Origin of the sequence: Phenylobacterium sp. (assembly GCF_037189685.1) — a bacterium.
GTDB lineage: Bacteria > Pseudomonadota > Alphaproteobacteria > Caulobacterales > Caulobacteraceae > Phenylobacterium.
The window spans coordinates 1-14,620 of the sequence record NZ_JBBCIT010000035.1 but is presented as its reverse complement, the minus strand read 5'-3'; the positions used below and the strand labels follow the sequence as shown (position 1 = coordinate 14,620).

Genomic DNA, 14,620 nt, shown 5'->3' with positions numbered 1-14,620 from the left:
CTGGCGCCCGGCTCGATCTGCGGCACCATCGGGGGCCTGTTCGCCGCCGGCGTCTCGCCGGTCAACTGCCAGCCGCTGACCGTCAACGCCAACAACGGCTACCACTATTTCGAGTACCCCAAGTGGTACAGCCATGAGCTGAACATCTCGTCCACCCATGACGGCCCGGTCCAGTGGATCGTCGGCGCCTTCTACTTCAACGAGAAGTATACCGGCACCGGCAGCACCGCCGACTTCTTCCTGGTCGGCCCCTCCAGCCTCCAGACCCCCATCCTCGGCGCCGCGCCCAACCCGGAAGGCTACTGGTCCACCGGCAACTACGCGCTCACGACCCGAAGCAAGGCGGTGTTCGGCCAGGTGGACTGGCAGGCCACCGAGACCCTGAAGGTCACGGCCGGCCTCCGCTACACCAAGGACGAGAAATTCGGCCAGGAGTTCCGCCGCATCGTCTGCAACTCCGACGCCTGCTATCCCGGCCTCTACCCGGCCCTCGGCCTGGGCGGCTTCGGCGCCGGCACGGCGAACAACTGGGGCAGCCTGCTGGGCAACCTGAACGCCCTGGCGCAGCTCGCCCCCGTGCTGGGCATCCCGGCGCTGGCCGGCCTCAACGGCCTGGGCAACGGGGCCATGGACCTCACCGACACCCTGGCGCCCAAGAGCACCAACGGGCTGATCGAAGGGGTCGCCACCCCCTCGGTCTGCACCGCCGGCGTCTGCCGCCAGTATGTGATCAACCCGGCGACCGGCGTCGCCAGCCGCCGACTCAGCGACACCTCGGACGCCATCACCGGGACGGCCGGCCTCCAGTGGGAGCCGGACCCGGACACCATGGCCTATGCCCGCTACAGCCGCGGCTACAAGGCCTTCGGCTTCTCGGCCGGCGGCTTCCTGGCCGTACCCAAGGCGGATGAGGAGATCGTCAACTCGTACGAGCTGGGCCTGAAGAAGAACTTCGGCTCCAACCTCCAGCTCAACCTGGCGCTCTTCTACCTCGACTACCGCGACCTGCAGGCGCCCGTCGCCGTGCGCGTCGGCGCCACCAACGTCACCCAGTTCGTGAACATCGAGAAGTCGGTGTCCAAGGGCGTCGAGTTCAGTGGCATCTGGCAACCCACCGAAGCCCTCCGGCTCAGCGTCGACTACGGGTACAATCCCAGCAAGATCAAGAAGAGCCAGCTGCTGGTCGACGTGAACGACAACATCAATACGGGCGCGGTCAGCGTCGTGGGCAACTCCCTGCCCCAGGCGCCCAAGCACAAGCTGGCGCTGAACGGCCTCTACACCTTCCAGATGGAGCCGGGGAACCTGACCCTGGGCGCCACCTACCTCTACCGGTCGAAGTCCTACGCCAACGTCTTCGAGCGGTTCTACAATTCGGCCCCGTCATGGGACCAGGTGGACCTCCGGGCCATCTGGGCCCCCGAGGGCGGCAAGTACACGGTCATCGCCTACGTGAAGAACCTGCTCAACGAAGACGGCTACGCCGCCGCCGTCCAGGCCTCGCAGCGGAACAACAGCGCCACGGTGCCGTCCGACCGCTTCCCCAACGGGGCCCAGGTGTACGAACTCACCCCGCCCCGGCTGTACGGCGTGGAGCTCCAGTACCGCTTCTAGGCTCGTACCAGGGTCGTCGGGACCCGAAGGAGGCCGCTCCGCCATCGGTGGAGCGGCCTTCGCCGCTTCTATGGCGCCGCTTCTATGGCGCCGCTTCTACAGCGCCGCGTCGATCGCAGCGGTCACCTCGGCGTCGAGCGGTTCTGTGCGCGGGCCGAACGCGCGGATCGCCTGGCCATCCTTGCCGATCAGGATCTTGTGGAAGTTCCAGACGGGCACGGCGGGTTCCCCCAGTTCGCCCTCGGCCCACTTGTAGAAGGGGTGAGCCCCGTCTCCCTTCACGTCCACCTTGCCCGTCATGGGAAAATCGATCCCGAAGGTCGTCCGGCAGAAGGTCTGGATCTCGTCCTCCGTCCCGGGCTCCTGGCCCATGAACTGGTTGCAGGGCACACCCAGCACCACGAGCCCCTTGTCCTTGTAGCCGGTGTAGAGCTTCTCCAGGCCGTCGTACTGCGGCGTCAGCCCGCACTTGGAGGCGGTGTTCACCACCAGCACGACCTTGTCTTTGTAGGTCGAGAGCGGCAGGGGGCCACCGGCGATGGCGTCGAAGCTGAAGTCGTGGGCGCTGGACATGGGTGAGCCTCCGAGGGATGCGACAAGCTAACGACCTTACGCTCCGTCCTCCAGGGCCTGCTCGACCGCGAGCGCCAGGTCCAGGGCCGCGATCGCCTCCGCCACGGTCACGACCGGCCGAGGGGCCTCGCCGCGAACGGCCTGGAGGAAGCCCTCGATGCTGGCCCCCAGCGGGTCACGGGCGGCCGGCGTCTCGGCGAAGTCGGCGTTCAGGGCATAGGGGGTGGTGTTCCTGAAGGTGCGGGCCACGAAATCGATCTCGACTGCTCCCGACGGATAGACGATCCGCATGGTGCGCCGGCGCGCCTCGGCGCGGCGCGAGACGTCGAGGATGGCGGTGAATCCGTTCTCGAAACTGGCCTCGGCGCGCGCCACGTCCCACACGCCGTCCGGTCCCCGTCTACCCTCGGCTTCGGCGGCGGCGGGCTCGGAGGCGGCGATCGCCAGCACCAGGTCGATATCGTGGACCATGAGGTCCAGCACCGCCGAGACATCGCGGCTGCGGTCCGACGGCGGGCCGTGGCGCAGGGCCTCCAGCAACAGGGGCTGCTCGGGGATGTCCAGCAGGCCCATCGCCTGGAAGACGACACGCTCCTGATGGCCGCAGGCGACGACCCGGCCGGCCCTGGTCGCCGCAGCCCTCACCTTCTCGGCGTCGGACAGGCCCGTGGCGACCGGCTTCTCCACATAGACATGCCGGCCCGCCGCCAGCGCTTCGAGCGCCTGCGCGGCGTGATGGCTGGCGGGCGAAGCCACGGTCACGACGTCCACCTCGCCCAGCAGTTCCGCGACGTCGGCGAAGGCCCGGCCGCCCAGGGGCATGGCCACGCGCGCCGCACGATCGGGATGGACATCATAGACTCCGACGAAGTCGATCCCCGGCAGGCGCGCGTACTGGGCGGCGTGATAGCCGCCGAAGACGCCCGCCCCGATCACACCGCCGCGCAAGGTTCCGCTCATGGCGCGCGCCTAGCACGTCGGGCCGCCTCGACGCCACCGGCGCGGCCTCGTACAAACGTTTGAAAGCAAGGCCCGGAGGAAGCCATGACCACCGCCCGCGAGATTCGACTGAAGAACCGCCCCACCGGCATGCCGGTCGCCGGCGACTTCGAACTGGCCAGCGTCGACCTGCCGGCGCCCGGCGCGGGCGAGGTGCAGGTGAAGAACCTCTGGATGACCGTCGACCCCTACATGCGCGGCCGCATGAACGACGTGAAGAGCTACGTTCCGCCCTTTCAGATCGGCAAGGCGCTGGAAGGCGGCGCCGTGGGCCAGGTGACCGCCTCGAACGATCCCGGCCTGAAGCCGGGCGACCTCGTGCAGTCCAACTTCGGCTGGCGCGAGGGCTTCAACGCCCCGGCCGCGCAGGTCCAGAAGCTGCCGGCCACGAACCTGCCGCCCCAGGCCTTCCTGGGCGCCGCCGGGATGCCCGGACTGACCGCCTACGCCGGCCTTCTGCGGGTGGCGGAACTCAAGGACGGCGACATCGTCTTCGTCTCGGGCGCGGCCGGCGCCGTGGGATCGGTGGTCGTCCAGATCGCCAAGGCCAGGGGCCACACGGTCATCGGCTCGGCCGGCGGGGCCGAGAAGGTCGCGTTCCTGAAGGAGATCGGCTGCGACGCGGTCATCGACTACAAGGCCGAGCCCGATCTGAACGCCGCCCTGGCGCGCGCCGCGCCGCAGGGAATCGACGTCTACTTCGACAACGTCGGCGGCGATCATCTGGAGGCCGCTCTCAACGCCGCCCGGCCCTTTGCCCGGTTCGCGCTCTGTGGCGCGATCTCGATGTACAACGCCACCGAACTGCCGCCGGGGCCGCGCAACCTGGTTCAGGTCGTCGGCAAGCAGCTCACCCTGCGGGGCTTCATCGTCTCGACCCACTGGGACATGATGGCCGACTTCCACCGCGACCTCGGCGAGTGGATCAAGGCCGGCAAGTTCACCTGGAAGGAGACCGTCCGCGAGGGGATCGAGAAGGCGCCTGACGCTTTCCTGGGCCTCTTCAAGGGCGAGAACCTGGGCAAGATGCTGGTGAAGCTGGCGTAGCGTGTCGGCCGCAGGCTGACGAACGAAAGGTCACGCGGGCCTTTCAGCCGCGGAGGCTCGTCAGCGCCGAAGAGATTCAACCGCGGAAAACACGGAAGGACGCGGAAGTTCAGCAGGCACGGCCACTTCCGCGCCCTTCCGCGTTTTCCGCGGTTCTCATTGCGCCTGCGGCGCGTGGCCTGGTGCGATAGCTCTGCCCTTTCCCCAGGCGATATCGTACAAGGCCGCATCCTCTTCCTGTGGTTCTCGGAGTAGCGCCGTGCCGCGCCTGTTCAGCGCCTATGTGATCGTCGACTGGAGCGCGGCGGCCAAGCCGACCACCGGCGCCGATTCCATCTGGATCGGCGTCCTCAAGCGCGACATCCGCTTCCGCATGGCTTTCGAGAGCTTCAATCCGTCCACGCGTGCGGAAGCCGAGGTCCGGCTGAACGCCATCCTCGACGACCTCAAGAAGCGCGGCGAGCGCGCCCTTGTGGGCTTCGACTTCCCCCTGGGCTTCCCGCGGGGGTTCACGGCGGCGCTGAACCTGCCGGGCGAAGCGCCCTGGCGCGCCACCTGGGACCAGCTCGCGCGGATGGTGAAGGACAAGCCCGACAACACCAACAACCGCTTCGGCGTCGGCTCGGAGATCAACCGGCGGCTGACCGGCGGCCCCTTCCCGTTCTGGGGCTGCCCGCCCAAGGACACGCTGACGACGCTGCAACCGAAGCGCAGCCGCGAGCACGGCCCCGAGGACCTGCCCGAGTATCGCCATGCCGACCTGGCCGCCAAGGGCGCGGCGTCGATCTGGAAGCTCTACTACAACGGCTCGGTCGGCGGTCAGGCGATCCTGGGCATCCCCTTCGTCCGGCGCCTGCGGGACACCCGCGGCGACGGCGTCCGGATCTGGCCGTTCGAGACCGGCTTCAAGGCGCTGACCGAAGCCGACCTGGAGGGCGTGGAGGCCGTCGTGGCCGAGGTCTACCCCTCGCTGCTCAAGCCCCAGCCGGCGCCCGGCGAGGTGAAGGACCTGGCCCAGGTGCGCACCACCGCCGAACACTTCGCCCGCCTGGACGAGGCGAACAAGCTGGGCCCCCTCTTCGGCCCGGCCAAGGACACCGCCGCCGACGTCGTCCTGGACGCCGAGCGCGAGGAAGGCTGGGTCCTGGGCGCGGGGGCGTAGCCGCCTGCGCGCTCCACGAGCCTCCGCGCAAGCGGAAGCTCGGTCATGGAAACCACGGAAAGTACAGGGAGACACGGAACGCGACGTTGCGATTCCGTGTCCTTCCGCGCTCTCGTGCTTCCTTGAAATTCGAGCGGCGCCGCTTCGCGGCCTGGCAGGCGCAAGCGCCGCCGCGCTCTGGCGGACCTTATCCGGCCGCGCCGACGCCCGGCCTGGCGATCACCAGCTGGGCGCACCCCCGCGCCAGGATCTCGCGCGAAACGAGGTCGTAGCCGCACGCCTGGAGGTCGCGATCGTAGCCGTCGGCGAGGCATTCCACGACGCTCGGTGGTTCGAGCCGCGAGAGGAAGCCGCGCCAGACCCGTGCGAAGGTCCCGTCGCTGGGCGCGGCATGATCCAGAATAGTCAGCCGCCCATCGGGCTGAAGCATACGACCGACCGCGCCCAGGACCTGCCGGCGGGCGTCTGCGGGCAGTTCATGCAGCACGAACGCGCACAGAGCGTGATCGAATCCTCCCAGCTCGGGCAGGGCCTCCAGCCGGGTTCGGATGAACGTGGCCGCTGGAGCCCGCGTCCGGGCGCGGGCCAGCATCGCCCCGGAGCCGTCGATCGCCGTCACGCCGGCGCCCCGCGCGATCAGTCGACAGGTGAGCGCACCCGTGCCGCAGCCAAGCTCCAGGACCCTTTGTCCCTCGACCAGGCCCATCCTCGCCACGGCCTGATCCCTCATGCGCCCTACCCCGCCGAGCGGCAGGAACATGCTCCAGATGAGACCGTCGTAGATGGCGGGCGTCCAGGCCGCCGCGTAGGTATTCGACGACGCCGCAAGATGCGATTCCATGGGTCCATCCATTGACTGAGGGTCAGTCATATAACGACCCGTCTAGGCCGCCAAGCCCGGACGACTGTATTCTCCGACGTCCCAAGGAGTCGGCCTTGCCCTCGAACGCTTCGCCCAGGACCAAGCCTGCCGACGTCCGGCGCCGTGAAATCCTGGCGGCGGCCGAGGCGGTGGTGCGCGAGAAGGGCGTCGGCGGCTTCAGCGTCAGCGACGTCACCCAGCGCGCCGCAATCGCCAAGGGCAGCTTCTACCTGCACTTCGAGTCGAAGGACGCGGTCGTCGCGGCGCTCCGCGAAAGGTTCGTCGAAGACATCCTGAGCGAGGTGGCCACCCGCGTCGACACCTGCGCCCCGGACGACTGGGACGGGCAGCTTGACGCCTGGGTCCGGCACGGGCTGGCGCTCTGCCTCTCACCCAGGAACCTCGCGCTGAACGAGATCCTGTTCCATGGCGGAGGCGCCCCCGGGCTACGCGAGGACCTGACCAGTCACGGCCGTGGCGTGGCCCACCTTCGAGACCTGATCGCCCGGGGCGCGACCGCCGGCGCCTGGTCGGCGTCCGACCCGAAACTCGTCGCGGTCTTCCTCTATTCCGCCCTGCACGGCGTGCTGGACCACGCCGCCGTCTCGGGGGAAGACGACCCCGAACGCCTGGCGTCGGCGCTGATCCGCCTCTGCCGCCGCGTCCTGAAGCGCGACTGAGGGCGCGCCGACTTCAGCCTCGAGGCGACGGCCGATCCCGCCGGCTCAGCATCCAGAACCGGCCCAGGAGCAGCGCGGCCGAGAGGAAGCTGGCGGCGACCACGGCCCAGACGATGCCGATGATCCCCATCTTCATCGGGATGGCCAGCCACCAGGCCATCGGCGTCATCACCAGGATGTAGCTCGCCAGGTGCGTGTAGGTGGGCAGCCAGACGTCGCCCCGGGCCCGCAGGGCCTGGGCGGCCACCACCTGCAGGCAGTCCGGGAAGAAGAACAGGCACGACAAGACCAAGGCGGGCGCCGCGAGCGCGATCGTCGCGGCGTCGGTCGTATAGCCGCCGGCGATGAGCCCCGCGGAGGGCCAGATGGCGAGCGAGATCACGAAGCCGAAGACCGCCGTCACGCCGAAGGATATGGCCCCGGCCCGGTTCACGCCCGCGGGGTCACGTGCGCCATAGGCCTTGCCCACCAGCACCGCCGCGCCCGTCGCCAGCCCCAGCGGGACCATGAAGACGATGGCCGCCACGTTCAGCACGATCGCCCAAGCCGCCACCGTCAGGCCGCTGATCCAGCCGGCGATGATGTTCATGCTGGCGAAGGCCGACACCTCGAGGAAGTTCGAGGCGCCGGCGCCATAGCCGATGCGGCGTTGCTCGGCCTCGGCCGCCCGGTCGCGTTCGGGCCTGTCGAACACGCCCAGGCCGCGCGCCTGGGGCATCAGGGCGATGTAGCCCAGCATGGCGACGGCCAGGAAGGTGCGTGCGCCCGTGGTCGCCCAGGCCGCGCCCTCGGCGCCCAGGGCCGGCAGGCCCAGGGTTCCAGGCACGAGCAGCAGCACCAGCGCCAGGTTCACCACATTCGCCGCCCACATGGCCCAGGCGGCCGGCCCGGGCCGCGACAGCCCCTCCAGCCAGAACGAGGCGGCCACCGAGATCGCATAGCCGGTGAGGGACAAGGAGAAGACCAGCAGCACGCGGGAGGCGCCGTCGGCGAGATCGTCCTCCAACCCGATGAAGCCCAGGAACGGCGGGCCGACCAGGGCCAGGACGACCGTCGAGGCCAGTCCGATCCAGAGGGCGTACGACAGCCCGCGGCGCAACACCGCGCCGGTCCGCTCCGGGCGTCCCTCGCCGATGGCGCGGGCGGTCATCACCTGGATTCCGGTCAGCAGGCCGACGACCGCCGTCAGGACGACGCTGGTGGGGGCCCAACCCAGGGCGTGATAGCCGAGCTCCTTCGCCGAATAGCGTCCGACCACCACAGCGTCGGTCAGGCCCATGGTCATGATGCCCAGGCGCGACAGCACCACCGGCCCCGACAGTTTCATCAGGGTCGAGAGGTCCTTACGGACCGGCGAAAGCTCGTGGCCCGCCACGCGGTCCATGACAAAGGGTCCCAGGGTTCAAAAGGGCGCGGACACTGGCGCCGGCGTCGGAATTGGGCAAGCCCGATCAAGCGACAGGCTGACACGGCTTTCGGAAGCCGCCGCCGAAGCGCAACGTGTGAATCTGAGCGCGTCCTGTCATGCTTGGGGCCTAGGAAGGCCCGAATGGCGGACGCAGCGACCCAACGCGACGACTCGCTGGCCGAATGGATCGGCGAGCACGACGACGCCCTGCGCTCCTACATCGCGCGGCGGGTGCGCGATCACGCCCAGGTGGACGACCTGGTGCAGGACACCTATGTCCGCCTGCTCCGCGCCGGGCCCGGGACCCGCGCCGTGCGGAATCGGCGGGGATTCCTGTTCCGTATCGCGTCCAACCTCATAACGGACGCCTTCCGAAGACGCCGGACACGTCAGGAGCACCCGGGATTGGATGGAACGCTCGAAGCAAACCTGAGCGACCACGGCGTGGGATCGCCGGAGCGCCGCCTCATCGGGCGCGACCGGCTCGCGAAACTGGACGCGGCGCTCGCGGCGCTGACACCCAAGGCGCGCGCGTGCGTCCATCTGGTGCGGTTCGAAGGATTGTCGCCGCGCGAGGCCGCGGCGCGGCTGGGCCTCACCGAGAAGGCGGTGTCGCGGCAGCTCGAACGCACCCTGGCGACCCTCGCGCGGCAGGTCGTCGACCATGAGCGTTGAGACGACCCGGCCCAGCGACGCCAGCCTGGCCGAGGCGTCGTCCTGGATCGTCCGCCGCCAGTCCGGCGACCTGGGTCCCGAGGCCCAGGCCCAGCTCCGTCGGTGGCTCGCCGCGGCGCCGGAGAACGCCGCGGCGCTGGACGCGGCGCTGGACGCCTGGACCGCGCTGGAGAACGATCCCGTCCTGGCCCGGCGGACACGACGGGCCGCGGCGGGCGTCATGGCGGCGCGCGCGGCGCCCGTGGCCGCCGCCGCCTGCGTGGCGCTGGGCGCTTGGGGCTGGTTCGGCTCGGCGCACGTCGAGGGGGTCGAAACCGGTATCGGCGAGACACGCACCATCGCCCTGCGCGACGGGTCCGCCGTCAGGCTCGACGCCATGACAAGGATCACGGTGCGCCAGGATCTCGCCTCCCGCCGCGTGGACATCGCCTCCGGCCAGGCCGTGTTCTCGGTCGCCAAGGGGCGGCGTCCCTTCCGGGTGCGCACGGATCAGATGCAGGTGACCGCCCTTGGCACCGTCTTCACCGTCTCGGACAGCGAGCCGCGCGATCACGCCACCCTGCTGGAGGGGCGCGTGGAGGTGACGCACCGGGCGAGCGGGCGCAAGGTCCGCCTGGTTCCGGGCGAGCACGCCTCGGCGGGCGTGGGCGGCCTGCTGAAGGCCCGCACCGACCCCGAGACGGACCTTGCGTGGACGCAGGGCCGGATCGTCCTGCGCGATGTCACCCTCGCCGACGCCGTGCGCCGCTTCGCCCCCTACGCCGAGGGACAGGTGACCTTCGGCGACCGGTGGATGGAGAACCTGCGGGTCTCGGGCTCGTTCCGCACCGCGGATCGGGCCGCCTTCCTGCGCACGGTGGCCGACCTCAACGACCTGCGCCTCGAACAGACCGCCCCCGACGCCTGGCGGCTGGCCCGTCCATGAATTTTTGACGACGGGCGGGGAAGCCGCAGCCGTTCCACGTCTACCCCGGCAGGGCGCCAGCGCCTGCAAGGGGAGCATCATGGGAATCCGGTCACTCATCGCCACGACGGCCTTCGCCGCGCTCGCCGTTCCGGCCGCCGCCGGGGCCCAGGCCCGCACCTACGACATCGCCAGCCAGCCGCTGGACCAGGCCCTGCTGCAACTGGCGCGGGCGGCCGACCGCGGCGTGGCCTTCACGCCCGAAACGGTGGCCGGGCGCCGCTCGTCCGCCGTCCGCGGCGCGACGACCTTCGAAGGCGCCCTGACCCAGATGCTCCAGGGCGCCGACGCGACCTTCCGCATCGGGCCGGACGGCGCGGCCACGATCATACGCCGCCCCGAACCGCCCGCGGCCCGCCCGGCGCCCGGCGCAGCCCGGCCCGCGGCCGCCGCCGTTCCTCCCCGGGACGAGGTGGCCGAGGTGGTGGTGACCGTGCAGAAGCGCGCCGAGCGCGCGCAGGACGTGCCGATTCCGATGACCGTGATCGACGGCCGGGCCGCCGAGGCCCTGCGGCTGGACAGCCTGCGCGACGTCTCCCGACTGGCGCCCGGCCTGCTGGTCTCGACCTTCAGCGCCAACAGCCCGGTCATCGCCATCCGCGGCGCGACGAACACCTTCCAGCAGATCGGGGTCAACAAGCCGGTCTCGGTCGTGCTCGACGATGTGTTCCTGCCCCGCAACACCGTGGCCGACACCGAACTCTTCGACCTCGCCTCGGTCCAGGTCCTCAAGGGTCCGCAAGGCACCCTGTTCGGCCGCAACGTCACCGGCGGCGTCATCGTGATCGATACGGGGGTTCCGAGCTTCTCCCGCCGTTCGGCCGTGGCGCAGGTCGGCTACGGCAATCACGACGCCTGGCAGTTCCGCGCCTCGGCCTCGACGCCGCTGGGCGACATGGCCGCCGCACGGGTGTCGTTCTCGATCCGCGACCGCGACGGCTACGGCCGCGACCGCCTGACGGGCCAGACGCTCGACGATCTGCAGAGCCGCAACATCCGCGGCCAGGTCCGCATCGCGCCGGCGGAAGGCCTCGACCTCCTGGCCAGCGCCGACTACGCCGAAGACAGCACGGGCGGCCGCACGCTGTCGTCCAAGACCCTGGGATCGGACGGCGACCGCCGCACGGCGGAGCTGGGCGTGCGCCAGCGGTTCGACCGAACGCTTTGGGGCGTCTCCCTGCGGGGGACCTGGGACATGCCCGCCGGCCAGTTCACCAGCATCACCGCCTATCGGGAATCGCAGTCGGGCGAGTTCTACTCCGGGGTCGGCGCGAACTTCGCCTTCCTGACCGGCGGAGCCCAGCAGGTGAACGACGACGCCGACGCGCTCCGGACCTTCACCCAGGAGGTGCGCTATGCGTCTCCGAAATGGCGTTTCGGCGACCTCGTGGCGGGCGTCTACTACCTCGACGAAGACGCCACCCGGCGGCTGACGCAGACCGGCCTCGCCGCGCGCACGGGCGTCGTCGCCAGCGAGGTATTCCTGTTCCAGACCGTCAAGGCGACCAGTCTGGGCGTCTTCGTGGACGGGGGCGTCAACCTTCCGGGCGCGCTGCGCCTCACCGTGGGCGGTCGCTACACCCACGACGAGAAGACGGCGTCACTGGACCGCAGGGATCGCCTGAACCCGGCGGCCGGCTTCAGCCTCGCCGGCCTCGAGGAGAGCTGGAGCGAGTTCACGCCCCGCGCCGTCCTCAGCTGGACGCCGGCGCCGGACGTCATGGCCTACGCCAGCGTGGCCAAGGGCTTCACGTCGGGCGGCTTCAACACCGACGCCGCGACGCCCGCGGCGCTGGCCACGCCGTTCGCGCCCGAGACGGTGGTGAACTACGAGGCCGGGCTGAAGTCCCAGTGGTTCGACCGCCGGCTGCGCCTGAACGTCTCGGCGTTCCACATGACCTACGACGACAAGCAGGAACTGCTGTTCAACGGGATCACCCGCGTCCTGACCATCGTCAACGCCAGCGAAGCGACCTCGAAGGGATTCGAGATCGAGGCGACGGCCACGCCGATGACGGGCGTCAACCTCGGCGTGAACTACGGCTTTCTGGACACGCGCTACGACGACTTCGTCATCCCCGGCGGCGCCAACAACACCGGCAACCGGCTGGGCTCCTCGCCGCGGGTGAAATACAGCCTGCTGCTGGATGTGCGCCGGCCTGTGACCGGGGCGGGATACGCCCTCGTCAACGCCACCTACACCCGCACCGGCGGCTACTTCACCGGCGCGGCGCGGGATCCGAGCCTGTTCGTCGCCGCCTATGACCTGGTGAACGCGTCCGCGGGCTTCGAGACGACGGACGGGCGCTTCCGCGTCATGGTGTGGGGCAAGAATCTCGGCGACACGGATTACGTCCTGATCCCGTCCACCCAGGGCGTGCTGGCCGAGTACCTGGGTGAGCCGCGGACTTATGGCGTCAGCCTGACGGCGAGGTTCTGATGCCGACCCGCCGCCAGATCCTGGCCGGGCTCGCCGCCGCCTTCCCGGCCGGAAGCGCCTGGGCCGACCAGGGTCCGGATCGCCCGGGCCAGCCGCTGTCGCCGTGGCGGCCGGGCGCGACGGACATCCATCACATCTCCACGGGGCGCGGCGATTGCGCGCTCGTGGTGGGGCCGGACGGCCGGACCGTGCTGATCGACGCCGGCGCCTCGGCCAGCCCGCCGACCTCCTCCACACCCCCGCGTCCCGACGGCAGCCGCAATCCCGGCGCCTGGATCGGCCGCTACGCCCGGCGACGGCTGCGCGACACTGGAAGCGTCCGGCTGGACTACGCGGTGGCCACGCACATCCACCCCGACCACGTCGGCGACCCGGCCGTCGGCGAGCCCGATCCGCGCGGCTTCGTGCGGACCGGGCTCGGCGCCGTCGCCACGGAGGTCCCGATCGGGGTCGTGGTCGACCGCGGCGCCCCCGACTACGACGCGCCGGCGATCGGGACCGACCCCTCTTCCGTCAACTACAGGCGCTTCGCCGCGGCGCGGCTGAGGGCCGGAGAGCCCGTGGAACGCGTCCGGATCGGCGATCCGGACCAGTTCGGCCAGGCCCGCGACGGTTTCGAGATCCGGGCGCTCATCGCCAACGGGCAGGTGTGGACAGGACGAGGCCGCGAGACGCACGACCTCTTCGCCGCCCGTCCGGCGAGCGATCCCCTGGACGAGAACCCCTGCTCCATCGGCCTGCGCCTGACCCATGGGGCGTTCCGCTACTTCGCCGGGGGAGACCTGGTGAGCTACACGGCCGACGGCGCCATGCCCTGGCGCGACGTGGAGACGGCGGCCGCGCAGGCCTGCGGGCCCGTGGACGTGGCCGTGGCGCCGCACCACGGCATGTTCGACGCCGTGGGAGCCGAGGCGGCCCGCGCCCTGCGCCCGCGCATCTGGATCGTGCAGGCCTGGCACGCCGCCCATCCGGGCATGCTGCAGCTCGAGCGGATGTTCAATACGCGGCTCTATCCCGGGCCGCGCGAGGTCTTCGCCACGGGCCTCACCGAGGCCAGCCGCCTGACCAACGACAGATTGGTGCGCCGCATGGCCGCCAGCGACGGCCATGTGATCGTCCGCGTGGCGCCGGGCGGGGCATCCTTCTGCGTCGTCGTGACGTCGAACCGCGACGAGGCCGATCGCGTAACGGCGGCGTTCGGCCCTTTCCGCTCCGGAGGCTAGACCGCCACCCGCTGCGACAGGTCCACCCGGTCGTCCTTGAGTCGCTCGGCCACCAGGAACGCCAGTTCCAGCGCCTGCTCTCCGTTCAAACGGGGATCGCAGTGGGTGTGGTATCGGTCGGCCAGATCGCCTTCGGTCAGCGCACGCGCGCCGCCCAGGCATTCGGTGACGTTCTGCCCGGTCATCTCCAGGTGCACGCCGCCGGGATGGGTTCCCTCGGCCATGCAGATGTCCACGAAGGACCGCACCTCGGAGAGGATGCGGTCGAACGGCCGGGTCTTGTAGCCGTTGGTCGCCTTCAGCGTGTTGCCGTGCATGGGGTCAATCGACCAGACCACCCGCTTGCCCGCCGCCTTCACGGCCCGCATGAGACGCGGCAGACGGTCGCCCACCTTCTCGTGGCCGAAGCGTCCGATCAGGGTCAGGCGGCCCGGGATGTTGTTCGGGTTCAGGGCGTCGATCAGCGGCAGCAGGTCGTCCGGCTCCATCGTCGGGCCGCACTTGACGCCGATGGGGTTGTTGATGCCGCGCATGAACTCGATGTGGGCGCCGTCCAGTTGGCGGGTCCGCTCGCCGATCCACAGCATGTGGGCCGAGGTGTCGAACCATTCGCCCGAGCTGGAATCGATGCGTGTCAGGGCCGTCTCCACGTTCAGGAGCAGGGCCTCGTGCGAGGTGAAGACCTCGACGCGGCTCAGGTCCGGATGAGTCTCAGGCGTGACCCCGACGGCCTCCATGAAGGCCAGTGCCTCGGTGATTTTCTCGGCCAGTTCCCGATACTGAGCCCCGGCCGAGTTGTCGGCGAAGCCCAGGGTCCAACGATGGATGTTGTGCAGGTCCGCATAGCCCCCGCTGGCGAAGGCGCGCAGCAGGTTCAGGGTCGAGGCCGACTGGTGGTAGGCGCGGATCAGCCGCTGGGGATCGGGGACCCGCTCCTCGGCCGTGAAGGCCATGCCGTTGATATTGTCGCCGC

At 70.2% G+C, this 14,620-nt stretch carries 13 protein-coding genes; 8 read left to right on the top strand and 5 right to left on the bottom strand.

Features of this window, described 5'->3' with window-relative positions; all coding sequences use genetic code 11:
* The coding region (locus WG212_RS19505; RefSeq protein ID WP_337188788.1) for a TonB-dependent receptor at window positions 1-1,614 on the top strand (1,614 nt) is incomplete at its 5' end.
* A 96-nt stretch (window positions 1,615-1,710) separates the two neighbouring features.
* Here the strand turns inward: WG212_RS19505 and WG212_RS19500 are convergent.
* Entirely contained in the window at window positions 1,711-2,187 is a 477-nt protein-coding gene (locus tag WG212_RS19500; RefSeq protein ID WP_337188787.1) for a glutathione peroxidase, read from the bottom strand.
* A gap of 36 nt (window positions 2,188-2,223) precedes the next feature.
* A complete protein-coding gene (locus tag WG212_RS19495) occupies window positions 2,224-3,147 on the bottom strand; it encodes a Gfo/Idh/MocA family oxidoreductase (RefSeq protein ID WP_337188786.1) in 924 nt (307 codons plus the stop codon).
* Window positions 3,148-3,231: 84 nt separating this feature from the next.
* On the opposite strand from WG212_RS19495, the gene WG212_RS19490 reads away from it, so the two are divergent.
* Both WG212_RS19490 and WG212_RS19485 read left to right on the top strand, forming a co-directional pair.
* Window positions 3,232-4,233 carry an NADP-dependent oxidoreductase gene (locus WG212_RS19490; RefSeq protein WP_337188785.1) on the top strand — a complete coding sequence of 334 codons (1,002 nt, stop codon included), beginning with the start codon at window positions 3,232-3,234 and terminating at the stop codon, window positions 4,231-4,233.
* A 259-nt stretch (window positions 4,234-4,492) separates the two neighbouring features.
* On the top strand, window positions 4,493-5,395 hold the full coding sequence (locus tag WG212_RS19485) for a cobalamin biosynthesis protein CbiG (protein WP_337188784.1): 903 nt from the start codon (window positions 4,493-4,495) through the stop codon (window positions 5,393-5,395).
* A gap of 187 nt (window positions 5,396-5,582) precedes the next feature.
* Here the strand turns inward: WG212_RS19485 and WG212_RS19480 are convergent, their stop codons facing one another.
* A complete protein-coding gene (locus WG212_RS19480) occupies window positions 5,583-6,236 on the bottom strand; it encodes a methyltransferase domain-containing protein (RefSeq protein ID WP_337188783.1) in 654 nt (217 codons plus the stop codon).
* A 95-nt stretch (window positions 6,237-6,331) separates the two neighbouring features.
* On the opposite strand from WG212_RS19480, the gene WG212_RS19475 reads away from it, so the two are divergent.
* Window positions 6,332-6,937: a TetR/AcrR family transcriptional regulator gene (locus WG212_RS19475; RefSeq protein WP_337188782.1), complete on the top strand. Its 606-nt coding sequence runs from the start codon at window positions 6,332-6,334 to the stop codon at window positions 6,935-6,937.
* Window positions 6,938-6,950: 13 nt separating this feature from the next.
* Here the strand turns inward: WG212_RS19475 and WG212_RS19470 are convergent, their stop codons facing one another.
* Entirely contained in the window at window positions 6,951-8,321 is a 1,371-nt protein-coding gene (locus WG212_RS19470) for an MATE family efflux transporter (RefSeq protein ID WP_337188781.1), read from the bottom strand.
* A gap of 165 nt (window positions 8,322-8,486) precedes the next feature.
* Here WG212_RS19470 and WG212_RS19465 point away from each other — a divergent pair, with 165 nt between their 5' ends.
* The 4 genes from WG212_RS19465 to WG212_RS19450 all read left to right on the top strand — a co-directional run bounded on the left by WG212_RS19465 (window position 8,487) and on the right by WG212_RS19450 (window position 13,647).
* Window positions 8,487-9,020: an RNA polymerase sigma factor gene (locus tag WG212_RS19465; RefSeq protein WP_337188780.1), complete on the top strand. Its 534-nt coding sequence runs from the start codon at window positions 8,487-8,489 to the stop codon at window positions 9,018-9,020.
* Entirely contained in the window at window positions 9,010-9,945 is a 936-nt protein-coding gene (locus WG212_RS19460) for a FecR domain-containing protein (RefSeq protein ID WP_337188779.1), read from the top strand. The genes WG212_RS19465 and WG212_RS19460 overlap by 11 nt, the downstream gene beginning before the upstream one ends.
* 79 nt (window positions 9,946-10,024) lie before the next feature.
* The gene (locus WG212_RS19455) at window positions 10,025-12,424 is read left to right on the top strand and encodes a TonB-dependent receptor (RefSeq protein ID WP_337188778.1); all 2,400 of its coding nucleotides are present in this window, start codon (window positions 10,025-10,027) and stop codon (window positions 12,422-12,424) included.
* Window positions 12,424-13,647: an MBL fold metallo-hydrolase gene (locus WG212_RS19450; RefSeq protein ID WP_337188777.1), complete on the top strand. Its 1,224-nt coding sequence runs from the start codon at window positions 12,424-12,426 to the stop codon at window positions 13,645-13,647. The genes WG212_RS19455 and WG212_RS19450 overlap by 1 nt, the downstream gene beginning before the upstream one ends.
* On the opposite strand, the gene WG212_RS19445 is transcribed toward WG212_RS19450, so the two are convergent.
* On the bottom strand, window positions 13,644-14,620 hold a 977-nt coding region (locus WG212_RS19445), incomplete at its 5' end, for a 3-deoxy-7-phosphoheptulonate synthase class II (RefSeq protein WP_337188776.1). The genes WG212_RS19450 and WG212_RS19445 overlap by 4 nt on opposite strands.